Annotated in this window: 23 protein-coding genes; 4 read left to right on the top strand and 19 right to left on the bottom strand. The window is 72.1% G+C overall.

Going from position 1 to position 25,188, the window contains the following annotated elements; all coding sequences use genetic code 11:
- Positions 1 to 25 precede the first annotated feature (25 nt).
- Together I3V78_RS15895 and I3V78_RS15890 are read left to right on the top strand one after the other, a co-directional pair.
- A complete protein-coding gene (locus I3V78_RS15895; protein ID WP_204488825.1) occupies positions 26 to 826 on the top strand; it encodes a hypothetical protein in 801 nt (266 codons plus the stop codon).
- 6 nt (positions 827 to 832) lie between these two features.
- Positions 833 to 2,098, top strand: a complete 1,266-nt coding sequence (locus I3V78_RS15890) for a PKD domain-containing protein (protein WP_338023605.1) — start codon at positions 833 to 835, stop codon at positions 2,096 to 2,098.
- On the opposite strand, the gene I3V78_RS15885 is transcribed toward I3V78_RS15890, so the two are convergent.
- The 8 genes from I3V78_RS15885 to I3V78_RS15850 form a co-directional block, all read right to left on the bottom strand.
- The gene (locus I3V78_RS15885) at positions 2,088 to 2,582 is read right to left on the bottom strand and encodes a hypothetical protein (RefSeq protein WP_204488822.1); all 495 of its coding nucleotides are present in this window, start codon (positions 2,580 to 2,582) and stop codon (positions 2,088 to 2,090) included. The genes I3V78_RS15890 and I3V78_RS15885 overlap by 11 nt on opposite strands.
- Positions 2,583 to 2,585: 3 nt before the next feature.
- Complete coding sequence (locus I3V78_RS15880) at positions 2,586 to 3,191, bottom strand: hypothetical protein (protein ID WP_204488820.1); 606 nt, start codon at positions 3,189 to 3,191, stop codon at positions 2,586 to 2,588.
- Positions 3,192 to 3,303: 112 nt separating this feature from the next.
- Positions 3,304 to 4,797 carry a GTPase HflX gene (gene hflX, locus I3V78_RS15875; RefSeq protein ID WP_204488818.1) on the bottom strand — a complete coding sequence of 498 codons (1,494 nt, stop codon included), beginning with the start codon at positions 4,795 to 4,797 and terminating at the stop codon, positions 3,304 to 3,306.
- Between the two features lie 18 nt (positions 4,798 to 4,815).
- Positions 4,816 to 5,016 (bottom strand): hypothetical protein, encoded by a 201-nt coding sequence (locus I3V78_RS15870; protein ID WP_204488816.1) that lies wholly within the window; start codon positions 5,014 to 5,016, stop codon positions 4,816 to 4,818.
- Between the two features lie 57 nt (positions 5,017 to 5,073).
- Positions 5,074 to 6,027, bottom strand: a complete 954-nt coding sequence (uvsE, locus tag I3V78_RS15865; protein WP_204488813.1) for a UV DNA damage repair endonuclease UvsE — start codon at positions 6,025 to 6,027, stop codon at positions 5,074 to 5,076.
- A 99-nt stretch (positions 6,028 to 6,126) separates the two neighbouring features.
- Positions 6,127 to 6,816: a CHAP domain-containing protein gene (locus I3V78_RS15860; protein ID WP_204488811.1), complete on the bottom strand. Its 690-nt coding sequence runs from the start codon at positions 6,814 to 6,816 to the stop codon at positions 6,127 to 6,129.
- Between the two features lie 32 nt (positions 6,817 to 6,848).
- Positions 6,849 to 7,520 (bottom strand): HAD-IA family hydrolase, encoded by a 672-nt coding sequence (locus I3V78_RS15855; protein ID WP_204488809.1) that lies wholly within the window; start codon positions 7,518 to 7,520, stop codon positions 6,849 to 6,851.
- Between the two features lie 2 nt (positions 7,521 to 7,522).
- Positions 7,523 to 9,247, bottom strand: coding sequence for a metallopeptidase TldD-related protein (locus I3V78_RS15850; RefSeq protein WP_204488806.1), 1,725 nt, complete (start codon positions 9,245 to 9,247; stop codon positions 7,523 to 7,525).
- Between the two features lie 106 nt (positions 9,248 to 9,353).
- Here I3V78_RS15850 and I3V78_RS15845 point away from each other — a divergent pair, with 106 nt between their 5' ends.
- Positions 9,354 to 10,112, top strand: a complete 759-nt coding sequence (locus tag I3V78_RS15845) for an SDR family oxidoreductase (RefSeq protein ID WP_204488804.1) — start codon at positions 9,354 to 9,356, stop codon at positions 10,110 to 10,112.
- Between the two features lie 36 nt (positions 10,113 to 10,148).
- Here the strand turns inward: I3V78_RS15845 and rpsD are convergent, their stop codons facing one another.
- The 4 genes from rpsD to I3V78_RS15825 form a co-directional block, all read right to left on the bottom strand.
- Positions 10,149 to 10,781, bottom strand: a complete 633-nt coding sequence (gene rpsD / locus I3V78_RS15840; RefSeq protein ID WP_204488802.1) for a 30S ribosomal protein S4 — start codon at positions 10,779 to 10,781, stop codon at positions 10,149 to 10,151.
- 108 nt (positions 10,782 to 10,889) lie between these two features.
- Positions 10,890 to 12,347: a flavin-containing monooxygenase gene (locus I3V78_RS15835; RefSeq protein ID WP_204488793.1), complete on the bottom strand. Its 1,458-nt coding sequence runs from the start codon at positions 12,345 to 12,347 to the stop codon at positions 10,890 to 10,892.
- A 201-nt stretch (positions 12,348 to 12,548) separates the two neighbouring features.
- Entirely contained in the window at positions 12,549 to 13,874 is a 1,326-nt protein-coding gene (locus I3V78_RS15830) for a nucleotide sugar dehydrogenase (protein WP_204488790.1), read from the bottom strand.
- Positions 13,875 to 13,933: 59 nt separating this feature from the next.
- Positions 13,934 to 16,009, bottom strand: a complete 2,076-nt coding sequence (locus I3V78_RS15825) for an alginate lyase family protein (RefSeq protein WP_204488788.1) — start codon at positions 16,007 to 16,009, stop codon at positions 13,934 to 13,936.
- Between the two features lie 200 nt (positions 16,010 to 16,209).
- Here I3V78_RS15825 and I3V78_RS15820 point away from each other — a divergent pair, with 200 nt between their 5' ends.
- A complete protein-coding gene (locus tag I3V78_RS15820) occupies positions 16,210 to 17,226 on the top strand; it encodes a histidine kinase dimerization/phospho-acceptor domain-containing protein (protein WP_204488786.1) in 1,017 nt (338 codons plus the stop codon).
- 3 nt (positions 17,227 to 17,229) lie between these two features.
- Here I3V78_RS15820 and I3V78_RS15815 read toward each other — a convergent pair whose 3' ends face one another.
- The 7 genes from I3V78_RS15815 to I3V78_RS15785 form a co-directional block, all read right to left on the bottom strand.
- The gene (locus I3V78_RS15815; protein WP_204488784.1) at positions 17,230 to 17,862 is read right to left on the bottom strand and encodes a VTT domain-containing protein; all 633 of its coding nucleotides are present in this window, start codon (positions 17,860 to 17,862) and stop codon (positions 17,230 to 17,232) included.
- An 86-nt stretch (positions 17,863 to 17,948) separates the two neighbouring features.
- Positions 17,949 to 20,474: a hybrid sensor histidine kinase/response regulator gene (locus tag I3V78_RS15810; protein WP_204488782.1), complete on the bottom strand. Its 2,526-nt coding sequence runs from the start codon at positions 20,472 to 20,474 to the stop codon at positions 17,949 to 17,951.
- Positions 20,475 to 20,488: 14 nt separating this feature from the next.
- A complete protein-coding gene (locus I3V78_RS15805) occupies positions 20,489 to 21,067 on the bottom strand; it encodes a chemotaxis protein CheW (RefSeq protein WP_204488779.1) in 579 nt (192 codons plus the stop codon).
- Positions 21,068 to 21,079: 12 nt separating this feature from the next.
- Positions 21,080 to 21,457 carry a response regulator gene (locus I3V78_RS15800; RefSeq protein ID WP_095975951.1) on the bottom strand — a complete coding sequence of 126 codons (378 nt, stop codon included), beginning with the start codon at positions 21,455 to 21,457 and terminating at the stop codon, positions 21,080 to 21,082.
- 31 nt (positions 21,458 to 21,488) lie between these two features.
- Positions 21,489 to 23,105, bottom strand: a complete 1,617-nt coding sequence (locus I3V78_RS15795) for a methyl-accepting chemotaxis protein (RefSeq protein ID WP_420840420.1) — start codon at positions 23,103 to 23,105, stop codon at positions 21,489 to 21,491.
- 28 nt (positions 23,106 to 23,133) lie between these two features.
- Positions 23,134 to 24,516, bottom strand: a complete 1,383-nt coding sequence (locus I3V78_RS15790) for a CheR family methyltransferase (RefSeq protein ID WP_338023603.1) — start codon at positions 24,514 to 24,516, stop codon at positions 23,134 to 23,136.
- Positions 24,513 to 25,076, bottom strand: a complete 564-nt coding sequence (locus tag I3V78_RS15785; protein WP_204488777.1) for a chemotaxis protein CheW — start codon at positions 25,074 to 25,076, stop codon at positions 24,513 to 24,515. Before I3V78_RS15785 ends, I3V78_RS15790 begins: the two co-directional genes overlap by 4 nt.
- Positions 25,077 to 25,188: the final 112 nt, after the last annotated feature.

Below are 25,188 nucleotides of genomic sequence, written 5' to 3'. Positions count from 1 at the left end.
GCGCTCCCGACCCCGGAGCTTCCCCATGCACCGCAGCCTGGCCCCCGCCCTCGTCGCGCTGGGACTCATCCTCCTGCCGACGACCCCCGCCCTCGCCGATGGGCTCGGACACCTGCCCTACGGCGACAACTGCTGGGCGAGTGGCAAGGACGCCGACCGCGATGGGCTCGAGGACGACTGCGAGCACCAGCTCGCCTACGCGTTCATGCCCCTGTTCTGGTTCGACAGCGGCGAGAGCGGCCACGGCCGACGGCCCTACTACGCCGTGAAGAGCGTCAGCTTCGCCACGCGCACGCTGCGCATCTTCTACCTGGACACCTTCTTCGACGACACCGGCGTCACCACCGGCCACGACGGCGACCCCGAGTTCCAGATCTTCGAGGTCCACTACTCCGCGGGCCGCTGGTACCTCGACTGGGTCTACATGTCCGCGCATCGGCTGAGCAGCTGTGACTCGTCGGCCTGGTACTCCTACGATCAGCTCGAGTACGACACCGTGACGAGCGCGCTCAATGCCTACCGGGGCTGGCCCACGCTCTACGTCGCCGAGGACAAGCACGCCACCTACAACACCCTGAGCACCTGCGACCGGGGCTGCTTCCTCCAGGACTACTGCAGCCGCCATGCGTCGCAGTACCTCGACCCCACGGACCGGCTCGTCTCGCGCAACGTGGGCTCGACCACCGTGCAGCTCATCAACGCCGTCACCCTCCAGGGCAAGACCGAGCGTCTGCTCGATGACGCCGAGTTCAAGGGCTGGGATGACCAGTGGTACCGGCCCAACTCCAAGGGCTATGGCCGCCATCTGAAGGAGTTCGGCTTCTAGCGCCCCGTGCGTCCCTCGCCCGTGTCCGCTCGCCCGTCCGGACGTCGCCGCGCCCTGCTCGCCCTGGGGGTCGCGGGAGCACTGCTCGTGCTCGCCCTCCTCGTGTGGCCCCGCCCCGAGGCCCCGCCGCCCGCGCCGCGTCCCGTCGAGGTGCCCCCGCCCGCCTCGCCGCCCCTGCCCGCGCCTGATGCTCCCGCCGCCCCTTCCACGACATCCCTGTCAGGGTCCCCGCCCCTCGTGTCCGGGGAAACCCTCGCCGCGGCGCTGGGCGAGGAACGGGTGGTCGTGCCCTCCCGCGTCCGCATCGAGGGCGTGGAGCAGGACCGGGCCTGGGTGTGCACGGGCGAGGTGATGGGGTTGTCCGCCCGCGTGGGAGGCCCTCCCGAGCCCGGAAGTGTGTCGCGCTGGGTCTGGCCCGTCGACTCGGGCGCCGAGTTGCAACCCGGCCCGACCCTGCGCTGGCGGGCCCCACCGGTGGCGGGTCGGTATCCCGTGCGCTTCCAGGTGTGCTCCGACCTGGGGGGCCGACGTGTCGGGGTGCTCGCCGAGCGCGAGTTCCTCATCGACGTGCGGGCCTGTGGCTCGGACGGAGGGCCGCGGCGGGAGCCCCTGCGCATCGGGGTCGAGCAGCGCGGTCCGGGCCGGTTCGCCTTCCAGGCGGTGCACGCGGACGACGCGCGGGTTCGCGCCTACCGGTGGTCCTTTGGCGATGGCGCCCAGGCCGACACGGCCGAGCCCCGGGCCGAGCACACCTACGCGCTGACGGACCTGGCGCCCCACGAGCCCCGGAGCTTCACCGTGCGGCTCCAGGCCCGTCTGGCCCAGGGGGACGTCCTGGAGGCCACCGCCTTCGCGCTCACGCGGGGGCCGCCGCCCAGCATCCCGCCCCCGGTCCACCTCGAGGTCTCCCGGTGGCGCCCGAAGGAGGACGGTGAGGGCTGGTGGAGCGACGTGGTGGTGCACGTCCCCGAGGGCACGCAGGTCACCTGGGAGCGTCTGGAGCGTGTGACTTTGCGCTGGGACGGCGAGGCGGACAGCGACACGCGGCCCTGGAGCGAGCGCATCCAGGTGGACGCGGACCTGGGCCGGGGCGGCTTCCGGGGTCACGTCACGGTGAGCGCCGCCGAGGCCCCGCCCGAGGTCAAACAGCTCCTCGACTTCCTCCATGGCCGCGACGCGGAGGGCACGGAGGTGGTGGTGTCCTGGTCTCCGTTCAAGCGCGAGGCGCCCCCGCCCCGGCCCGACGCGCCGCCTCCTCCCGTCAAGGAGTAGCCTTCCCGCGCCGCCAGCCCAGCCCCAGGGACACGAGCACGGCGGGCAGCGTGAGCAGGTCGGTGACGTCCATCGTGTGCCGCACGGGGCTCACCTCCGGAAGCGAGCGCCCCGAGAGCAGCGCGAGCAATCCCCGGAAGGGCCACTGCAGCGCCCCGAGTCCCCACCGCCAGCCCATCGCCGCGAGCGGGAAGAGCTTGATGGCCGCGAAGCACAGCGCCGTCAGCACCACGCACACCACCAGCACCCGGCGAGACGGGTGGAAGGCGGCGTCCCGGCGTGTCGCCACCTGCTCCCAGAGCGCCTGGAGCAGTAGCGGGAACATGGCGAGCCCCGCCACGTCCGACAGCTTTCCCGTCCACCACGAGGGCCAGGCCGCCTTGAACCAGTGATCGTTGAGGAGGAGCAGCCCCACCGCGCCGAGCACGAGGGGGTGCAGCATGCCACTGCCGGGGAAGGCCCGGGGCATGGGGGCCGCGTCCATGGCTCACTCCTCGGTGATGCGCAGCTCGATGCCCTCGAGCGGCTCGTCCTTGCCCTCGTTCGTGATCTCGGTGGCCCGGGAGGTCAGCTTCCACGCCACCTCGGCGACGCCCGGGGCGCCGTTGGGGATGAGCTCGACCTCGAGGGTGCCGCGCCACTCGCAGGTCGAGGAGGACTCGCACACCGAGGGATGGGTGTACAGGGACAGCGTCGTGGGCCGAGCGGCCTCGCCCGGCCGGGTGGCGAGAAGCGGCATCGACTCGCTCCAGGGCGAGCCGTATCCGTCATCCCCGGCGACGTACACCCGCGCGCGAACGAGCGTGGAGGCGGACTGCACGGACGGATCGTCCTGGCGCCAGTGCACCTCGAGCTGACCGTCGAGGCCCACCTCCATCCGGTGCGGCGTGTCCTCCTGGAGCAGTTCGAGCCGGAACGTGCGCGTGGCCTTGGGCGCCTCCGAGCGGATCAGGAAGGGCTTGCCGTCGAAGGTGGTCTGCGCCGAGATCGGAGGGGGCGCCATGGAGGTCGCGATCGAGCCGAGGCCCGCCACGAGCACGGCGAGACGAACAGCCCAGAGACGCTTCGGGGGGATGGCGGAGGAGGTTTCCATGGGCGACCCCGATAGCAAGGCACATGCCGACGCCTCCTCCGGGTGAATCCAGGGCCCCACGTGCCGTGAACCCTGACGCGTGTGTCAGAGGCACGGGGGGGCCCGGACGGCTCTACGGGGTCTTGAAGGCGTGGGTCAGCCGCGCGACCGCCGCCGGCAGCGCGCGGATCCGCAGCCGCCGCCCGTGCTCGTCGTATTCCTCGGCGATGACCCGGGCGTGCTCGTACACCTCGCCGATGCGCCCCTGGCGGGCATAGGGAATCACCAGCTCCGCCTCGACCATGGAGCGCTCGAAGTAATCCAGCACGTGCTGGCGCAGCGCCGCGACGTCCTCGGGCGCGTGCGCCGAGAGCAGGAGCGCCTCGGGGTAGCGCTCGCGCAGGGCCTCGCGCTGCTCGGGCGAGAACCGGTCCGCCTTGTTGAACACCAGCCGACTCGGCACCTCGTGGGCGCCGATCTCCCGGAGCACCTCCCGGGTGACCTCGAGCTGGGCCTCCCAGGTGGGATCCGAGCCGTCCACCACGTAGAGCAGCAGCGAGGCCTCCAGCGCCTCGTCCAGCGTGGAGCGGAAGGAGGCCACCAGGTCGTGCGGCAGCTTCTGGATGAAGCCCACCGTGTCCGAGACGAGCACCCGGGGCCTCGTCTCCGGGTGGAGCGCGCGCACCGTGGTGTCCAGGGTGGCGAAGAGCTGATCGGCCACCAGCACCTGACTGCCCGTCAGGGCGCGCATCAGCGAGGACTTGCCCGCGTTGGTGTAGCCCACGAGCGCCACGCGCAGCTGATCCCTCCGCGCGTAGCGCCGCTGCGCCTGGTCCTGCTGGATGGACGCGAGCCCCTCGCGCAGCTCGGCGAGCCGGTCGCGGATCTTCCGGCGATCCAGCTCCACCGCCGAGTCACCCGAGCCCCGGCCCTGTTGCCGCTCGCTGCGGCCCGTGGACTCGCGCAGGCGCGGCGCCAGGTAGTTGAGCCGGGCGATCTCCACCTGCATCCGGGCCTCGCGGCTGCGCGCGTGCCGGTGGAAGATGTCCACGATGACGCCGGTGCGGTCGAGCACCGTCACGCCCGTGGCCCGCTCCAGGTTGCTCAACTGGCTGGGCGACAGCTCCTGGTCCACCACCACCACCGAGGGCCGCTCGCCGGCGGGCAGCCCCTGCTGGACGTCCTCCTCACCATCGTCCTCGGGCGCGTCGTCCCGCGCCTCCTCGGAGAGGTCTTCGTCGGAGAGGTCGTCATCGTCGGCCTCGGGAGACACGGCCTCGGGTGCCTCCTCGTCGGACGGCGCCTCGCCAGGCGTCTCCTCGCCAGAGGACTCGGCCGCGGCCTCCCAGCGCACGCGGGCCTTGGACTTGTGGAGGTTGGCGCCCGTGGGCACGGTGCCCCGGCCACCGGTGAGCTCGGCCAGCTCCTTGAGCTTTCCGCTGCCGAGCACCGTGCCCGACGCGACCCGGTCGCGCCGTTGGGACACGGTCGCCACGACGTCATAGCCGAGGGTGTGCACCAGCCGCCCGAGCTCGGCGAGATCCGCGGCATGTTCGGTGTCGGAGATGCCCGGGAGCTGGACGCTCACCAACACGGCCCGAGGGCGCTGCGAGGGGGATTGAGACATGTCCCCCTCGTAGCACGGCTACTCGGTCGCGAACGCGCCGCAATAGCCCGGCGCGGGCTGGGTGTGCCAGGCGCACACCTTCGGGCAGTACTGCTGGGTCTTGTAGCTCCGGCACCAGGAGTCCGACGCCCCCTGCTGCTGCACGGACGCCTCCTCCGCCACCTCGGGACCACAGCCGCCGAGCATTCCCAGGGTTCCCACCAGCACGAGCCAACGCATGCAAACCTCCCTCGCGAAATTGCAAGCCCCTCATTACCAGAGAACCCCGGGGCGGGCCTATTCGCGCGTCGGGGCCTGCACGTCTCGCGGCGCCCGCGAGCGCTTCCGGGGCGGAATGTTCTGCTCGCGCAGGGCGAACAGCGCCAGGTCCTTGTCCTTGGCCTCCAGCATCAGGTCCGCGGGGCCGTCCAGGGCGGCCACCACGGCCCGGAAGTCCTCGGGATCGATCCGGTCCGCGTGGGCGCCGGGTCGGCCGCCGGGCGCCTGGCTCGCCAGGTGGAACTTGGGGCGGAGGTCCAGCACGCGCCAGGACGCCGCCGAGGCGCGCAGCAGCTCGTCCAGCGGCATCACCGGGTCCGAGGGCTCCAGGGCGTTGTGCAGGTTGTCCGCGAGCATGGGCAGGCCATGGGCCCGCGCCAGGGCGAGCGTCTCGCGCGCGCTCCACACCTTGTCGTCGTGTTCGAGCACGATCCGATCGCGCAGCTCCGCGGGCATGCCGTCCAGGAAGCGGTGCGCGGTGTCGAGCGCCTCGGGGCGGCTCGGCGCCGCGCCCCCGAGGTGGAGGACCACCCGCGCCTCGGGCCCCTGCCCCAACAGGTCCAACACGCGGGCCGAGTAGCGCAGCTCGGCGAGCGCGGCGTCCCGCACCCGCTGGTGCACCGACGTCAGGGACGCCGCCGCGGGGGACGGGTGCAGGGACAGCCGTTGGCGCGAGCGCCGGGCGATGTGGCCCAGGCGATCGAAGTCCCGCGCGTGGGTGCTCCACCACGGCAAGGTGTTGACGGGATGGGAGCCGAACGGAATGAGCGAGGAGCCGATGCGGAACAGCTCGATGCCGTGCGCCTCGTTGAAGAGGAGGAGCTGCTCCAGCTCGGCCAGGTTCTGCGCGATGAGCGCCGTCAGCCGCTCGGGCGTGGCGCTGGCGAGCCGGCACGTGTGGCTCGCTCCCACGCCGAGGGTGAGACTCTGGGCGACGTAGCCAAGGCGGTAGGCGGAGGGTTCGTCTCGCATCCACCCAATCTGGGAGTGGACTTCTGGACGAGCCCGCGCGCTTGGACGCCCTTCCCGCTCGCCCGCCTGGTCAGGGAACGGCCACGCGGGGGAAAGGCGTCAGCGGGCCGACGTCAGCCGCTGGGCCGAGCCGTAGCCCACGAAGAGTTCGCCCGTGAGCCGCGCGCGCTCGCCCTGCTCGGCCCGGCGCAGGTAGTCGTTGAGGAGGTGGCCCTTGGCGCTCTTGTGTTGGGACTGGCGCAGGTTCATCCGCGCGCGCGCCACGCTCTGGCCGCCCCGGTGCACGAAGACCACCGTGCCGTCCTTGGCCACCGACTCGATGACCCCCACGTGCGTCACGCCGTCGTTGCGCAGGCCATCGCGGTTGCGGTCGTACGTCTCGTGGAAGAAGACGATGTCGCCGGGCCGGGGCGTCTTGCGGTGCAGCGCGCCCGTGCGCTGGGCCCGCCGGTACATGGCGCTCGCCGCGTTCTCGCCCGGGCGGAGGCTGCCCTGGGTCAACAGCTCGACGCCCACGGCCTGGTACGCCAGCCGCACGAGCCCCGAGCAGTCATCCGTGACGGCCTGGTTCGCCAGCGAGCGGCCCACGAGCCCCGACGCCCGGGCCGCCACGCGCTTGCCCCGGGAGGGAGGCTTGGCCTTCGTGGCCCGGACCGGGGTCCGCTTCGCCTTGGACGGGGCCTTGGCCTGGGCCACCGCGGGCTTCGCGGCGACCCGCGGCGCCCCCAGCACGGGGGGCGCGAGGAAGACGCCCAGCAGGCAGGCCAGCAGGAGCGGTCGTCTCGTCATGGCGTACTCAACGGCCGCGACCCGCCGGGCATTCAATGACCCACGCGCAGCACGAGTTGGCCCCGCGCGTCCCGTCCTTCATAGGACAGTGTGGAGAAGTCCGGAATCCAGTCCACGTCGTCGAGGTGCTCGGCGCGCTCGGCGCCCGCGATGGCGAGCACCCGCGCCCCGGCGGCGCGTCCGGCGAGGATGCCCACGCGCGCGTCCTCGAACACCAGCGTGTCCGAGGCCGCGCAGCCCAGGGCCTCGATGCCCAGGGCATAGCCCTGCGGATCCGGCTTGCCGCGCTGGATTTCATCCCCCGGCAGCAGCCGGCGCGGACGCGGCAGTCCGGTCAGCGCGAAGCGGTGCAGGGCCAGGGCCCGCGTGGCCGACGTCACCACCATCCAGCACTCGGGCGGCAGGGACTCCAGGAAGGCCCGCGCCCCGGCGATGGGCACGATGCCGTCATCGGTGGTGAGCTCCGCCTGCTCCACCCAGGCGCATTCCTGGGCCACGTCCACGCCCGGGGGCGCGAAGCGCTGGATGGTGTCCACCATGCGGCGGCCATGCAGGTTCGCCAGCAGGTGGGGCCAGTCGATGCCCACGCGCGCGGCCCAGCGCTCCCAGGCCTTCTCCACGCCGAGGTGCGAGTCGATGAGCGTGCCGTCCACGTCGAACAGCAGGCCCCGGGCGGTGAGCCGGCTGCCCTCGGGCAGTCGCATGGCTAGCGCGCCTCCTTGCTGGCGGCGCCCGCGTCCGTGGGCCGCGGCAGCAGGGGCGGCCGATCCTTGCCCTCCTGGGTGCGCTGCAGCTCGATCTCCTGCAACAGCAGCGCGGGCGCCACCGTGGACACGGGCACGTGGCCGCTCTCCGCGCCACAGAAGCCGTTGAAGATGCCCGACTTGCGCCCGGTGACCTGGATGCGGTTGATGGCCGACAGGGGCGTGCCCACGATCTCCACGCCCCGCACCAGCGACTCCTCGCCCGTCTTCACGTCCACGCGGAACACCATGCGCGGCACGCCCTTGAACGCCTGGTAGCCATAGCTGGAGGTGTTGGTGTTGCCCCCGGTGATGTCGCGGATGATGAGCCCGTAGGGGCGGCCCTGGCGCTTGGCCTCCGCGATGAGCTGCCGCTTCAGCTCGGCGTCATCCACCTGCTTGGTGGACTCGACGATGAGGTTGGCCATGCGCGCCACGGGCTTGGCCGAGCCCTGGCTGCGGCCGTGGCCGTTGGACTGGAGGAAGCCCTCCACGGGCCGACGCGACAGCAGGTAGCTCTTGAGCACGCCCTTGTCCACGAGCACCGTGCGCTGCCCCTTCACGCCCTCCTCGTCGTACTCGTAGAAGCCGTTGAGCGGCTCGCCCTGGAGCGTGCGCATCGTGGGGTCGTCCACGATGCTCAGGAACGCGGGCAGCACCGCCTTGCCCACCTGGCCCCGGAACGTCTTGCCCTCGCCCTCCCCGTCCTGCCGGTCCCCTTCCAGCCGGTGGCCCACCGCCTCGTGGAAGAGCACCCCCGCGGCCTCCGGCGCCAGGATGGCCGGGCCCGTGTAGGGATCGATGGCGGGCGCCTGGCGCAGCGCGCGCAGCTCCTCGATGACGCGGGTGGCCGCCACGTCCAGCGCCTTCTCGTCCGGCAGGCCCGCCTCGGTGGGCGCGTAGTAGTTGCGCGCGCTGTTGAGCAGCTGGCCGTCCTCCGCGCGCGTCACCGCCGTCACGTGCAGGCCGTACATCACCTCCTCGGACACGATGCGGCTGCCCTCGGTGGACACGAAGAGCCGCGTCACCTTGTCCGCGGTGATGCGCACCTCCGAGTCGAACAGCTCCGGGTACGGGGCGAAGCGCGCGGACAGCTCGCGCGCCACCCGGGACCAGCGGGCGCGATCGAAGGGGAAGGCCAGCGGCGGCTGCACCGCGCGCACCGGCTTCTCCCGGGAGAAGGACGGCGGGCGGTTGGGATCCTCCACCATGTAGACGTGCTCGCCCTTCTTCTTGAGCAGCTGGCTGAGCGAGGCCTTGTACTTCTCGTCCGTGGCGAGCCAGAGCGCGGTGCGCAGCGCCAGGGGCGAGTCGTCCAGGGGGCCGTCCTTGTTGACGACGTAGCTGGTGCCCGGGCTGCCATAGAAGGCGTACTCCTCCGGGCCCGAGTTGTCGAAGTCGTACGCGCCCACGCGCGTGTCCACGTACAGCCGGCGGTGGCGCGAGGTGTCGTCGAGGAAGATGGAGCCGTAGCGCGCGATGAGGACGGCCTGGTCCGTGTCCTTGAGCTGGTAGCTGATGAAGTACGGGGCCTCGTGGTTGCGCAGCTTGAGCTGTTGCTGGTTGCGCTGGAGCTCCTCGGCCATGGCATCCACCAGGGTCACCCGCGCATCGGGAGGAGGGGCGGCCGCGGTGAGCAGGACGGAGGTGGCGAGCAGCGTCAGGACGGAGCGGTTTCGGATTCGCACGTCCAGAACTCTACCCCCGCCCCCCCTGGCACGTCCCGCGCCACTCGCCCGGCTGGCCGGGTCTCGCCCAAGGCGATAGAGAGACCCCCAGACAAGGGGTTTTCACATGAACGACAAGGTCGTGGTCATCACCGGGGCCAGCGGGGGCATTGGCGCCGCCCTGGCGCGTCAGGTGGCGGGACAGGCAGGCCGCGTGGTGCTCGCCGCGCGGCGCGAGCCGGAGCTGCGGCAGGTGGCCGCCCAGTGCGGGCCGGACGCCCTGGTCGTCCCCGCCGACGTCACCCGGCGCGAGGACCTCCAGCGCGTGCTGGACGCGGCGCTCGGCCGCTTCGGCCACGTGGACGTCTGGGTGAACAACGCGGGCCGGGGCATCAGCAAGCTCGTCTCCGAGCTCACCGACGAGGACTTCGACGAGATGATGCGCGTGAACGTCAAGTCGGCGCTCTACGGCATGCAGGCGGTGCTTCCCCACTTCCAGGCGCGCGGCCGGGGCCACCTCATCAACGTGTCGTCCATGCTCGGCCGCGTGCCCTACGTGCCCTTCCGCTCGGCCTACAACGCCGCCAAGCACGCGCTCAACGCCCTCACCGCCAACCTGCGCATGGAGGTGCGCGAGCGCTTCCCCCACATCCACGTGTCCACCGTGCTGCCGGGACCCGTGGCCACCGACTTCGGCGTGAACGCGCTGGGCGGCGGACCCGACTCGCGCCGCCTGCCCAACGCGCAGACCCCCGAGGAGGTCGCCGCCGTCATCCAGGAGCTCATCGCGCGGCCCCGGGGTGACGTGTACACCCGGCCCGAGTACCACGACCAGGTTCTCGCCTGGTACGCCACCGCGGACCAGGGCGCCCCGGACAAGGCCTGAGCGGACGCCCTCGCCGTCCCGCCGCGCGCGGCGGGCTCACACCCGCTGCGCGTAGAACTCCACGATGAAGGGCGCGTTGACGTTGACGGGGATCTCCTCCCGCTCCGCCTCGCGCACGAAGCGCACGCCCTTGCCTCCGTCCACCACCTGCAGGTAGGCCGGCACCTGGCGATCCTTCATCCGCTCGTGGCTCGCCACCACGATGGGCAGCGCCGCGTGCGTGGGCGCGAAGCGGACCTCGCCGCCGTTCTTCACCCGGAAGCTCGGGATGTTCACCCGCCCGCCGTCCACCTGCAGGTAGCCGTGGCGCACGAACTGCCGTGCCTGACGGATGCTCGTGGCCAGGCCCGCGCGCAGCACCACCACGTCCAGCCGCCGCTCCAGCAGTTGCAAGAGCACCGTGCCCGTGTTGCCCGGCGAGCGCCGCGCCTCCATGAACGCCCGGCGGCACTGCTTCTCCAAAAGCCCGTAGAACAGCTTGAGCTTCTGCTTCTCGCGCAGCCGCTGCGCGTAGTCACTCACCGAGGGCCGCGCCGTGGCGCCGTGCTGACCGGGGGGATAGGGCCGGCGCAACACCGGATCCTTGTCCGGATCCTTCGCGGTGATGTTCGACAGCGCAATCCCCAGCCGACGGCACACCCTGCCGCGAGGTCCCGTATTCCGCGCCACGTCCCGCTCCTTGCTTCCCGGCTCCTGTCGCCGAGTTGAAATTGATAATCAGTATCAATATCAATTACCGGAAACCCCTCGTGCCGTCAAGGGACGCGCGGCGCGACTTCAGGCGGTGAGGTACTCGGCGGGATTGAAGCGCTGGACGCGGCGCCGGTAGGTGAAGGTGAAGCCGGGCCAGAGCGCGGAGTTGCGGCCCGTGGCATCCAGGTACCAGCTCGTGCAGCCGCCCGTGGTCCACACGCCCTCGCGCGTGGCGGCCTCCACGGCGGCGACGAAGGCCGCCTGGGCCTCGGGGCGCGGCTCCACGCGGGTGAGCCCCCGCGCGCGCAGGAAGTCCAGGGCGCCGAGCAGGTGCGCCACCTGGGACTCGATCATCAGCACCACGGAGTTGTGGGCCAAGAGGGAGTTGGGCCCCATGAGCAGGAAGAGGTTGGGAAAGCCCGCCACCGTCACGCCCAGGTGCGCCTGGGGGCTGTGGGCGAAGGTCTCGGCGAGCGAGCGCCCGTCGCGGCCGCGAATGCGCTGGTAGGCGGGGTGCTCGGACACGCGAAAGCCCGTGCCGAGGATGAGCGTGTCGGCCGGGTACTCGGTGCCCGCGCGCGTGACGAGGCCGTGGGGGCGCACCTCCACCAGGGGATCCGTGACGAGCTCCACGTTGGGCCGGGTGAGCGCCGGCAGGTAGTCGTCCGAGACGAGCACGCGCTTGCAGCCCATGGCGTAGTCGGGCGTCAGCCGCGCCCGGAGCATGGGGTCCGGCACGCCGCGCGCCAGGTGGCGCAGCGCCATCCACCGCACCCCGCGCATGACGGCGGCATGGCGGAAGGCGAGCAGCAGGGACTCCTGCCGCACGAACAGGCCCGCGCGCAGGAGCAGCCGCGCCAGGGGCAGCCGCTCGAGGAGGCGGCGCGTGCGCGGGGCGAAGGGCCGGTTGCCGCGGGGGAGGATCCACGGCGGCGTGCGCTGGAAGAGCGTCAGGCGCGCCACCTCGGGTTGGATGCGCGGCACGAACTGGATCGCCGAGGCCCCGGTGCCCACCACCGCGACCCGGCGGCCCGCGAGCGCGTGGGCATGGTCCCACCGCGCCGAGTGCATGACCTTGCCCTGGAACGTCTCCAGCCCGGGCAGCTCGGGCGCCGCGGGCTCGCTCAGGGCCCCCATGGCGGACACGAGCACGTCCGCGGTGAAGTCCCCCCGCGACGTGCGCACCCGCCAGCGCCGCGCGTCCTCGTGCCACGTGGCCTCGAGCACCTCGTGGCCCAGGCGCAGGTGGGGCCCGAGGCCGAAGCGCGCGACGCACCCGTCCAGGTACGCCTGGATCTCCTCCTGGGGCGAGTAGTCCTGCGTCCAGCGCGGGTTGGGCGCGAAGGAGAAGGAGAAGAGGTGCGACTGCACGTCGCACGCGCAGCCTGGATAGGCGTTGTCGCGCCAGACGCCGCCCACGGCCCCGGCGCGCTCCAGCACGAGGAAGTCCTCGCGCCCCCGCTGCTTGAGCCGGATGGCGGCGCACAGTCCGCCGAAGCCGGCGCCAACGATGAGGATCTGGACGTGACGCGGGTCCGACATGGACGGCTCCGAGGCTCGGGCGACGCGGCCCACCCGCGTGGCCCCCCCGGGTCTACAGGCCACGCCGCACGCCAGCAAGCGCCCGCAACGAGAAGAGGCCCCGCCCTGACGCCTCGGAGCGAGGCATCACGACGGGGCCACGAGCGCTTCCGGACGGGGACCCGCCCCGGCCGGAGTCACGCGGAGTTCAGGAGTGGACGGCTAGGCCTTGGTGACCTTCTCGCGGCCCGGGCCCACGTTCTTGCAGGCGTTGCGCGTGTCGACCACGACGCTGGAGTGCTTGACCACCTCGACGTAGTCGATGTTGGAGTGGTCGGTGAGGATGACCACCGCGTCGTACTTCTCGAGCGTCTCGGGCGAGAGCGGCACGGACGTCATGTTGAAGTGGAAGCCGTGGCCCTCCTCCAGCTTGGGCACGTACGGGTCGTGGTAGTCCACCTCGGCGCCCGTGCCCTTGAGCAGGGTGATGACGCGCAGGCTGGGGCTCTCGCGCATGTCGTCGATGTCCTTCTTGTACGCCGCGCCGAGGCAGAGCACCTTGGAGCCGTTGAGCGTCTTGCGCTGCTTGTTGAGCGCCTCCATGGTGCGCTGCACCACGTAGTAGGGCATCTGCTGGTTCACCTCACCGGCCAGCTCGATGAACTTGGTGTGGAACTCGAACTCGCGCGCCTTCCACGTGAGGTAGAAGGGATCGATGGGGATGCAGTGGCCGCCCAGGCCCGGGCCCGGCGTGAAGGGCATGAAGCCGAAGGGCTTGGTGGACGCGGCCTGGATGACCTCCCACACGTCGATGTTCATGCGGTCGCAGAGCATCTTCATCTCGTTGACCATGGCGATGTTCACGCAGCGGAAGATGTTCTCCAGGAGCTTGGAGAGCTCGGCCACGCGGGTGCTCGACACGGGCACGGTGTCCTTGAGGGCGCTGGAGTAGAGCGCCTGGGCCACCTCGAGGCACGCGGGCGTGTGGCCGCCCACGATCTTCGGGATCGTCTTGGTGTTGAAGTTCTTGTTGCCCGGGTCCTCGCGCTCGGGGCTGAAGGCCAGGTGGAAGTCCACGCCCGCCTTGAGGCCGCCCTTCTCCAGCAGGGGCTTGAGGACCTCGTCCGTGGTGCCCGGGTAGGTGGTGGACTCGAGGATGAAGAGCTGGCCGCGGCGCACGTGCGGCGCGAGCGCCTCGCCCGTCTTGATGATGTAGCTCATGTCCGGCTCACGCGACGCGGTGAGCGGCGTGGGCACGCAGATGATGATGCAGTCGAGCTCCTTCGCCTTGGCGAAGTCGTTGGTCGCCTTGAGCTTGCCCGAGTCCGTCAGCACCTTGAGCGGCTCGCTCTTGATGTGCTTGATGTAGCTCTCGCCCTTGCCGATGCTGTCCACCTTGCGCGTGTCCACGTCGAGCCCCGTCACCGGGAAGCCCGCCTCCGCGAACGCCATGCCCAGCGGAAGACCCACGTAGCCCATCCCCACCACACCGACCTTCGCCTCACGCTGACGGATCTGATTCAGCAACGGGCTCACCATAACGCGCATCTTCTCACCCTCCACCTGAGGGCATGCGGGCCTCCCCGTCATGCCCATCCACAAGACCTTCACCCGAAAACAACAACCCACCGCAAACACGCCGGAGGCGACAGCGTCGCTCCGAACACCACCACCCGCGATTCCACCAGGAGGCCGTAGCCCGGCGAGTACCGGGACGTCTCCAACCGCGGACAGACACCTTCTTGAAAGAGCACCATCGCCACGGGGCTGTCCTCCGGCCCCAGCTCCACCGCGATGGCTTCGAAAGAACGCGGGGCTTCCGGCACTCGACTCGCCCGCGCCAGCTGCCCGGCGGTGGGCTTGCTCAATCTCGCCTCGCGGTCCGGAAGGTGGAGTCTCCCAGTCACTTCGTGAAGCCCCACCCCCACCAAAGTTTCGACGATTCCCAGCGCGCGCTCTCGTTTGTCGAGCAAGAACGTGCGCTCCACGGCCACGGGCGCGGAGAGCACGCGGTAGCCGTCGTGCCGCGCGTGCAGCCGCTCCAATTCGCCGCCCGTCTGGAACACCTGCACCCGCGCGCGCGCCGACTCGGGCAGCGCGAAGAGCCGGTGCGGCTCGAGCGGCGCCTGCTCCGTGCCGTCCACCTGCAGCGTGTTGTGCGACGCCGTGGAGCGCAGGGCGTTGCGCACCGCGGGCTCCCGCGTGTACGTGCCCGTGCCCGGATCCACGATGACGGGGCGCCCGTCCAGGTGCAGCTCGAAGGAGAGCTTGTCGTTGTGGCTGTGGCCGCCCACCCCACCCTGTCCCTGGGCGCCGGCGCTCACCGTCACCACCGCCCCGGCCCCGCGCAGCACGTGGAAGCCGCCCTCGGGAAAGCTCGTCGACACCGGCGCGGGCGCGGGCCGCGACGCGCGGAAGCGCTCGAGGCCGGGCCGGCCCAGGAGCCACGCCGCCTCGTCCGGGAAGTCCCCGCCCCCGAGGCCCACGTCCCCGAAGAGCGCCGCCCCCAGGGGCGCCAGGTAGCCCTGCTCGCGGCCCTCCCGCTCCCGGAAGGGGAAGACGCGGCCGGAGTCGTTGTCGCCCACCTGCGGCGCCAGGCCGTGCTCGGACGTCCAGCAGCGCGAGGCCTTGAACATGCCGAGCAGCCGCTGCTCGTAGACGCTCCCCAGGTCCACGCCCCGGGTGCGCGCCACCACGAGCGCCAGCGTGAAGAGCTCCACCGACAGGCGGTGGTAGGGAATGGAGCCCTCGAAGGAGCTGCCATCCGCGTGCACCTGCGCCGCCACCTGGGTGCGCAGCCCCGCCACCGCCAGCGCCGTCTGGCGCTCCGCGTCCGGCAGCTCGGGGAACAGGAGGCCCATGACCAGCAGGCCCACGAAGTTGGAGACGAGGTGGTTGTTGGGCACCGCGCCGCCATCCTCGAGGTGCGTCTCCACCCAGGCCGCGTGCTCCGCGATCGCTTGCAAGACGGGCACGAGGAACTCAGGCCGCCGGGCCTCGGGGGCATCCGCGAACAGGCGCAGCGCCTGGGCCAGGTTGGCGCCCCGCAGCGCCACGTCCATGGGGCACGTCCACTGCACGCCCTCGCCCACGGGGTTGGCCTGGAGGAAGTCGAGCGCGCGCAGCACGAAGGCGCGCGCGAACGCCCGCCGCCGCGCCTCGTCCCGGGCCACCCAGTAGCCCTGGCCGAGCGCCACGAGGCAGTCCAGCCGGCCCAGCTCCCAGGGGAACTTGGGATCCACGCCCGGCTGGGCCAGCTTCAGCCGCTCCACCGGCACCACCGGGTAGCGGTAGCCGCTGCCCACATCCAGGGACCAGTCCACCGGCTGGCCCTCACCGAAACACACGGGGACACCAAAGACGTGGTACTCGCCGCGCAGGGCCGCCTCGGCCCGCTCCAGCGCGCGCTCCACCCCGCCCTCCACGGCCTCGAGCGCCGTGCGCGCGGAGTCCCGCTGCCCGACCTCGCACCAGGCCCCGCCCGGACGCACCGCCAGCGCGCGCTCGGCCAGCGCCTCGGCGCTCGTCACCCCGAAGGCCGCCAGCACGCCCCGCTCGTCGAGCCGCTCGCGCTGCTTGTAGAGCGCCTGGCGCGCCTTGCCGTGGACCCGCCGCACCATGCCGCGTGCGAGTCCCACCGGAGCCAGTCGTGCGATCGTCGAGTAGTAGCCCAGCGTGCCCATTCGCTCTCCGTCCCCTTCCGGAAGCTTCCTTAAGCAAAGGCTCTGCCAACCTTTTTCCCAGGGAAGGACAGCGTCCGGGCCCGGAGAACGCCTGGAGATCGGTAAAAAGGTGGGCGGGGCTTTACCCCCGGAGTGGAAAGGTTTTCATTCCCGCGCACCGCGCATGCCCACCCAGAGGTGCGTTGCACCCTCTCGTCCCCATGCGCATTCCTCTGGATGTGCTGGACGGTGCTTGGAGTGGGCAAGAAGTGGGCATGGGCGTGGGCGCCTCCGGGGTGGAGCGGCTGCTGGCGGTGATCGCCGAGCAGTCCCTGCACCACGGCGCGAGGGTGGGCTTGAATGCCCTCGTGGAGGCAGTTGTGCGTCTTTCGGGGACGAGCGGCGCCGCCTTGTATACAGATGACCGCCGGGTGGTCCTGTCGGGCCGGGCGCCTCCTGGCGCGGCGCGGGAGCACCCCTGGCAGTGCTTCCAGGTGGGGTCCACCACCCTGGTGGTGGGCGAGCCCTGCCGGGACGCCGAGGAGCGGCAGGCGCTGCTGCGGCTCACGTCCTTCGGGGGCGCGCTGCTGGCCAGCCTGGCCCGGGAGGAAGCCGCCCGGAGCGAGCGCGATCAACTGCGGTTGGATCGCCAGCGGATCAAGGAACTGCTCGCCCACCGGGAGCGGACCTGGGCCCGCGCGGCGCACGACCTGCGCACGCCCCTGCTCGTGTTGCAGGGCTATATCGAGATGATGAACAAGGGCATCGCCGGGGCGCTCACCCCGCCGATGCAGCGCTACCTGGATCGCATGCGCCAGTCCGCCGCGGATCTCAACACGCGGCTGCAGAACCGGCAGCGGGGCGAGGCGGTGACGACCGCGGACCTGCGGCCCCTGCTGCACGCGGCCTTCGGGCCGGGCCGGCCGGGTGCCGCGCGCCTGGAGGTGCCCGAGGAGCCCCTGCGCGCGCGTGTGCCCCGGCCGACGCTGGTGCTGCTCATGCGGGCCCTGGAGCGGGTGCTCGTGGGCGCGGGCGCGTCGGGCCTGGAGATGCGGGTGGACGTGCCGGACGACTGCCAGGTGTGGCGGCTGAGCATCCTCGGCCAGGGGGAGCGGCCCGTGCCCGAGCGCGCGCTGGCGGGCCTGGAGCGGCTCGTGCGCCGGAGCGAGGCCCGGCTCGAGGTGAAGAGCGAGGGGGGCCTGGCGCTCACCCTGCTGCTGCCGCGCGTGGCCGCCTGAGGCTCAGACCTCGGGGGGCCGCGGCTCCACCACGCGGGCCGCGGCGCGCACCAGTCGGCGCTGCTTGAGCCAGCGCTTGACGAGCCAGCCCACGCCCACGCCGAGCGCCGCGAGCAGCACCCAGCGCAGGCCGCCCTGGATATGGGCGAGCGCCGTGGGGCCGAAGCGGAAGCCCAGCCACGTGACGCCGAGGGCGGGAATCCACGCCGCGGCCCCGTCCGCGAGGACGAACTGCCGGTAGGGCAACTGGGTGGCGCCCGCGAGCAGGTAGGCCGGGGCGCGCAGGCCGGGCAGGAAGCGCGAGAAGAACACCGCCAGGGCCCCGCGCCGCATGTACATCTGCTGCAAGAGCTCGAGCCGCTGGGGCGGCAGCATCTTCGAGAGCCGGGGATGGGAGAAGACGCGGGGCCCGAGCGCGTAGCCGATGCGGTACAGGGCGCTGTCCCCGGCGAGGATGCCCAGGTAGGCGGCCAGGGCCATGAGGGGAAAGCTCGCGCCGCTGCGGGACACGAGGATGCCGCCGGTGAGGATGACCAGCTCCTCGCTCAGGGGCGCGCCCACACCACACAGGAGCAGCAGGAAGAAGACGGCGGGGTACGAAAAACCACTGATCCACAGTGCGATCTGCTCGTCCACCCGACCTCCTGCCGTTCCCGCTCAGGGTGCGCACCCCGAGCGGTGGGGAAAAGGGCGGAGCGCGGCGGCCCCGGTCCCCTGCCTGCTCAGGAATGAGTGGGCAGGAGCTGACGTACCAGATCCAACAACTTGCCGCGCTCCACCTCGCGCTTGACGAGGTAGCCATCGGCGCCCGCCTCCAGGCCGGCGGCGCGCTCCTGCGGGGTGTCCAGCGAGGTACAGAGGATGACCGGGATGTGGGACAGGCGCGGGTGGGCGCGGATGCGGCGGGTGAGGCCGATGCCGTCGAGCCGGGGCATCTGCCAATCACTCACGACGAGCTGGCACGCGGTGCGCTCGAGGATGCCCAGGGCCTCCTGACCGTCGGCGGCCGTCACCACCGAGTAGCCGGCGATTTCCAAGAGGGACTTGATGGCGAAGCGCGTGGTGAGCGCGTCGTCGCACACGAGGATGTGGGGGCGGCGCGTCTCGGGAGCGGCGCGCAGCACCACGGGCGTGGCGGCGGCGCGCAAGAGCTCGGGCGCGTTGAGCACGGGCACCACGCTGCCGTCGTCCAGCACGGCGGCGCCCGCCAGGTGCGTCACGTGGCGCAGGTGACGGCCCAGCGAGCGCACCACGATCTCCTGCTGGCCCACCACGGCGTCGATGGCGAACACGGCGCGCACGCCACCGAGCGCCAGCACCATGGCCGTCTGGGGCTTGCCGGACTCGAGCGCGAGCGGCAGCCGCGGCATGTGCAGGGACACGGAGAGCGGATGGAAGGGCAGCTGCTCGTCCTCCACGCGCGCCACCACGTGGCCGGCCACGGTGCCCACGTCGTCCGGGGCCAGGCGCAGCACGCGCTCCACGGCGTCCGAGGGAATGGCGACCACCGCGGTGCCGGCGCGCACGAGCAGCCCGAGGGCGCCGGCGAGGATGAGGGGCAGATCGATGGTGAAGCGCGTGCCCTGGCCCCGGGTGAAGGCGATGTCCACGGCGCCCTGCAGCCGCGTGGCGGTGCTCTGCACCACGTCCAGGCCCACGCCCCGCCCGGACGTCTCCGTCACCTGCTCGCGGGTGGAGAACCCGGGCTCGAAGACGAGCCGCGCGGCCTGCATGTCGGTGAGCTTGGCGGCCTCCAGGTCGCTGAGCATCCCCCGGCGCACGGCCGTGGCGCGCACGTTCTCCGGGGACAGGCCCGAGCCGTCGTCCTCCACCACCACCGCCAGGCGCGTGCCCCGGGGCTCCACCCGCACGGACAGCTGCCCGCGCGGCGACTTGCCCGCCGCCACGCGCTCGGAGGTGGACTCCAGCCCGTGGTCCAGGGCGTTGCGCACCAGGTGCTGCAGGGGATCCTTCAGCACGTCCACGATGCGCCGGTCGATGCGGACATCGCCTCCGGCGAGCACCAGCTCCACGTCCTTGCCCAGCCGCGCGGCCACCTCGCGCACCGTGCGCTTGAGCGGCTCGAGCATCTGCGAGGCGGGCACCATGCGCAGATCCCGCAGGTCATCGCGCACCACCTGGGCCACCAGCGCGAGCTGCTCGCCCTCGCGGTGCACGTCCTTGGACAGCTGCAACAGCTGCTTCTGCACGCCGCGCACCTGCCCCACGCCGGCGCGCAGGGACTCCAGGGCGCCGCCGCCCCCGCCGGACAGCGCGAGCTGCTGGGCCGCGCGCTCCAGTTGCAACAGGGCGTTGTTCGTCTGCTCCATCAGCTCGCGGTGCGCCTCCGCGCGGCGCAACTGCTGGGCGCGTCCCGCCGCGAGCTGCTCCACCTGCAGGGCCAGCGAGTCGAGCGTGCGCACCGACACGCGCACCGCCCGGTCCATGTCCTGCTGCTGCCGCCGGCCGGAAGCCGAGCGCGCCGTCACCTCGGGCTCGGCGGGGGCCACCGCGGGCTCGGGCGCCATCTCCTCCAGCGCCTCCAGCGAGCCGCGCAGCTGCACGAGCGCGCCCGCGATGTCCGAGGCCGCCACGCTGGCGCCAACGCCCGCCTCCTCCATGCGCGCGAAGCCGGCCCGGATGGAGCTGGCCAGCGACTCCACCGCCGTCACGCCCGCCACGTTGGCCGCGGCCTTGAGCAGCTCGGCGAGGCCCACCGCTTCCCACACCGCCCCGGGCCGATCCTCCAGCCCCGGCGAGCACAGCCGGCCCAGCGCCGCCTCCAGCTTCTCGAGCGTCTGCAGGCCCTCGCGCCGGAACTGCGCCGGAACGCGGGGCTTGGTGTCACTCGCCTGCGCCAGCCCGCCCCGGCCGAGTCCCGCCAGCAAACCGGACAACCCCTCGATGGCGGGCGGCTCCCCGGCGTCCCCCCGGTTGAGCGCCGCCTCGATGGCCGACAGGCTGCGCAGCGTGGAGTCCACGAGCCCGGGCGGCGGCACATGGCCCGGAGAGCAGCGCGCGAGCCCGTCCTCGATGGCATGCACCAGCTGCTCGATGTCCGTCAGGCCGAGACTGGCCGCGGAGCCCTTGAGGCTGTGCACCTCGCGCTTGAGGGCCGTGAGCTGCTCGGCGGCCTGCTCGGCCGTGCCCTGCTCCAGCCCCAGCACCGCGGTGCCAATGGTCTGCAACTGTTCGCGCGTCTCCGCGGCGAAGATGGGCCAGAGGCTGCGCAACACCCGAGGATCCATCGCGTCTTCCGCCCCTATCCCCGTCCCGCCACGGCGGGATCACTCAACTGCACGAGATCGAGCACCATGACCCGGTTGCGGGTGAGGAAGGTGAAGGGCCCCGGCGGCGGCTGGGAGAGGTCCGCGCGCGGCAACTCCTGCCGGCCGTCCACCTCCTCCACCGCCAGTCCGAAGAACTCCTCGGAGACCTCCACCACCACGACCCGACTCAAATCCGACATGCCCCCGCCCTCCAACCCCAGCACCTGACGCAGGTCCAGCACCGGCACCACGCGCGAGCGCGACACCAGGGCCCCCAACACATAGCGCGGCGCGCCCGGCAACGGGCACAGGCCGCGCGACTCCAGCACGTGGTCCACCGCGTCGATGGGCACCGCGTAGCGCTCGCCGCCCACGCGGAAGGACAGCACCGACATCGTCTCGCGACGCTCTTCCTGACGTGACTCGGCGAGCACCCGCGCGCGTTCGGCCAGCACCTCGCGGCGGCGCTCGGCGCTGAGCACCTGCGCGCCCTCGAGCACCGCCTGCGCCTCGTCCAGCTTGCGGCGCAAGAGCGTGTAGTCGATCTTCTCCCGCGACTCGTCGCCGGCCATGACCCTCCCCCTCTAGAATTTGCTGGCGGGCAGCTTGAGGATGCTGCGCACCTTCTCGCGCAGGTCATCCACCACCACGGGCTTGTTGAGGAACGCGCTCGCGCCCACCAACCGGCCCCGCTGACGGCTCGCGTCGTCCTTGAGCGACGTGAGCATCACGAACGGTGTGGAGAACAGGATGGGATCGGCCCGCACGGCGGCGCACAGGGCGAAACCATCCATCTCCGGCATCTGCACGTCCGAGATGATGAGATCCGGCTTGACCTCCCGGGCGCGGGCGAGCCCCTGGACTCCATTGCCCGCCTCGAAGAACTCCAGTCCCCAGCCCATCAGGTAGACCTGGATGAGGTGGGTGATGGTCTTCGTGTCCTCGACGATGAGTACCTTCATACTTCCTTTCCCTCCACGAACAGCCCCCCGGTCATAGTTGGTACTTCCCGACGAGATCGGAGAAGCGCCTGGACAGGTTGGAGAGGTTTCCCGCCACCTGCTCGATGCGTTTCGTCCCCTCCACGTTGTCCTGCATCGCCACCGTGAGCTCGTTCATCGCCGCGGCGATCTGCTCCACGCCAATGGTCTGCTGGCGCGTGTTGCCGGCGATCTGCCGGGCCGCCAGGGACGAGTCCCGGATGAGGTCGGACAGGCCCTTGATGGCCGAGCCGGCGCTCTGCGCGAGCTCCATGGCGGCCAGGGCGCGGCGGCTGCCCTCCTCGGTGGCGGACACGGCGGCGCGCGTGCCCTTCTGCACCTCGCCGAGCAGGGCGCGCACCTGGTTGGCGGCCATCTTCGACTGCTCGGCGAGCGTGCGCATCTCCATGGCCACCACGGCGAAGCCGCGGCCCTGGTCACCCGCCTTGGCCGCCTCGATGGAGGCGTTGAGCGCGAGCAGGTTGGACTGCTCGGCCACGTCCTTCACGGTGCTGATGATGTCGCCGATCTGCAGCGTCTGCTCGTTGAGGTCGGTGATGGCCAGGGCGATGGCCTTCACCTGCTCGCTGAGCTTCTCCATGGCGGCCACGCTCTCGTCGACGACCTTCTGGCCCTCGGCGCTCAGCGAGTCCGAGCGGCTCGCGCCGCTGATGACGGTGTCGGCGAAGGCGGTGGCCTGGCGGGACGTCTGGGCGATCTCCGCCACGGTGGCGCTCGTCTCGTGGATGGCGCTGGCCTGCTCGTTGGCCATGGCGGACTGCTGGGCGGAGGTGGCCAGCACGTTGGTGGCCTCGCGCTCCATGTCCGCCGAGGCGCTGCGCAGGTCCTTGAGCAGGTTGGTGAGCATCTCCGCCATGGTGGCGAAGCTGCGCGCCAGGTCCCCCACCTCGTCGATGCCGCTGGCGGCGATCTGCTGGCGCAGGTCCCCCGCGGCGAGCCCCGCGGCCGCGCGCGCCAGGCGCTCGAGCGGGATGATGAGCATGCGGCACAGCAGGGCGACGACCACCAGGCAGCCCACGAGCGCCACGATGCCCACGCCCACGCCGCGCCAGGCCATGCGCGACACGGACCGCTCGAGCACGCGCAGCTCCAGCCCCACCTGCACCGAGCCCACGCGCACGCCGTCCGCGCCCGGCGCGGCCCCGGGCGCCGGGGCATTCACCCCGGCGGACGTCTCCAGCACGGGCTGGCCGCCGACGTACAGCTCGTGCACGCCGCCCTGGGGGGACATGGCGGGCAGCTGGGCGGTGCTCACCAGCCGGGGCGCCTTGTCGTGGCCGAGCAGTTCCCCCCGCGGCCCGCGCACCACCACATAGGCGATGTCGGGCTGGTGGCGCAGGGTGGCGACGGTGGCCTGGCGCAGGGACTCGGTGTCCCCGGAGGACAGCGCGGCGGCCAGGTGGTGCGACAGCTCCTGGCTGGTGGCGGTGGCGCGCTTGGTGAACTCCTCCTTGAGCGCCTCGCGCATCTGCAGGGAGAAGGCGGCCACGAGCAGGGTCATCACCAGCGCGCCCGCCGCGCCCGTGATGAGCAGGATGCGGGTGCGCAGGCTGAAGCGGCGCATGTCCAGCCGCTGGATGGTGAGCGGTCTCAGACCCTGGCCGTCCACGGGGCCTCCTCATTCAAACGCGTGTCCCTCATCGCGCACCCGGTCTTCCCTGCTTCACCGCGGGCTCGAGCGCGCGCCGCAATCCACCCACTGTCATCGCCTCCACGCCTCGGAGCATGGTTTCGTCATCCAGCCCCTCCAGGGCGCGCAGCGCGTTGCGCCGTGCGCGCTCCGCCTCCTCGGGCTGGCCCAGCTTGCCGTAGAGCGCCACGAGCATGGCATGCCCGATGGCCAACTGGGGCTCCAGATAGAGCGCCTTGCGCACGGCGCCCACCGCGCCCGCCACGTCGCCGCGCGACTCGGCCATCATGGCCAGGAGCAGGTAGGCGTCGGGGGACAGCTCCCGCGCGGCCCGGCGCGCGAGCGCCTCGGCCTGCTCCACCTGCCCGAGGCTCGCCGCGATCCGGGCCCGCTGCAGCACGTCCAACACCGAGAGCGTATTGGCCTCCACGGGCGGCGAAGGGGCGGGATTCGACGGGGGCGCCCCCTCCGGCCGGGCGGCGGGCACGCCCCGGGCGGGAGACGGCGCGCGACGCAGGGGGCTCTGGGGCCGGGACACGAAGCGGATGGGGCCGGGGACCGGGGCGCGCACCGGCGGGAGCTCGGCCCGGGGCTTGCGCAGCACGGGGTGCCCGTCCACCGACGACTCCTCCAGACCCAGGCCCCGGACGAAGGGCAGCTCCGCCGGCGCCACGAAGAGCCACCCCCCGGGGGCCAGCGCTTCCACGAGCCGCGCCACCACGCCGGGGATGACCTCGGGGGGGAAGTAGATGAGCACGTTGCGGCAGAAGATGGCGTGGGCCCCGGACAGCGGGGGCGGATCCGTCACCAGGTTGTGCCGCCGGAACTCCACCCGGGCCCGCACCTCGGGCGGTACGGTGACACGCTCGGACTCCACGCACAGGAAGCGCTTCTCGAGCCCCATCTCCATGCGCCGCACCGACCAGGGCGAGTACACCCCCCGCCGCGCCTTCTCCAGGGCCCGGCCGGACACGTCCGTGGCCACCACGCGGATGAGCTCGGGCGTCAGCCCCGCCATCAACAGGGACATGACGATGCTGTAGGGCTCCTCCCCGCTGGCGCACCCCGCGCTCCAGACGAGGAAGGGGCCGGTGTGCACCGCGGCCGCGCGCGCCAGCTCGCGCAGCTGCTCCGGGTGGCGGAAGAAGTACGTCTCGCCGATGACGGCGTAGCCGAGGAAGGCTTCCACGGCGGCGGTGTCGCGCGCGAGCAGGCGCTGGAGGAAGTCGGCGGTGGGCAGGCCCTGGGACTCGGCGGCGCGGGTGAGGGCGGTGCTCAGCGAGCGGCGCACACTGGGCGCGAGCACCATCCCGCACGCCGAGCGCAGCACGGACTCCAGGCCGCTGAGCGCCGCCTCGTCCAGCCGCTCCACCCGCCCGGGCTCCTTCACGTGCCCTCCGGCACCGACAGCAGGGCCGAGGTGCGCAAGAGCGGCCGGACGCCCTCGGCGGTGCGACACAGGCCCGCCAGCAGGCCCGTGCGGTCCCACTCCAGGGCGGACTCGCCCGAGCCCGAGCCCTCCACCAGGACCGGGGACTCGATCAGATCCCGCACCCGGTCCACGAGCACCGCCACCAGCCGCGCGCCCCCACAGATGACCAGGTGGGCGTCCAACTCCGGCTCGCGCCGCACGCCCAGCAGCGCCGCCAGATCCACCACCACCGCGGGGCTGCCCCGGTAGAGCATGGTTCCGCGCACATGCGGCGCCGTGGTGGGCAGGGGCTCGATGGCCACCAGCCGGACCACCTCGAGCACCGCCTCCACGGGCAGCAGGGCCGTGGAGCCCGCCACCTCCACCGTGAGGTAGAGGCCTGGCAGGCGCTGATCCACCCCCAGGGTGCTCAACTCCCTTCGCAGCCGGACGATTTCCTCTTCCAGCGCCGACAAGCGCTTCTGGACCGACGCACGTCTCGCCTGGGCTTCAGCCGTCATCGGAGGGGAACCGAGCATGGACGTACGAGCGCGCCCCTGGGGGCGCACGGGAGGGAGGAAAGGGTATGCCGGCCGCGTGGACCCGTCAATGCGGGCGATAGGTCCGCCAGGACCCCGGGCGCACGACAAG

This window comes from Archangium primigenium (assembly GCF_016904885.1).
GTDB lineage: Bacteria > Myxococcota > Myxococcia > Myxococcales > Myxococcaceae > Cystobacter > Cystobacter primigenius.
The sequence above is the reverse complement of the archived record's forward strand: the minus strand, read 5'-3'. Positions and strand labels throughout refer to the sequence as shown.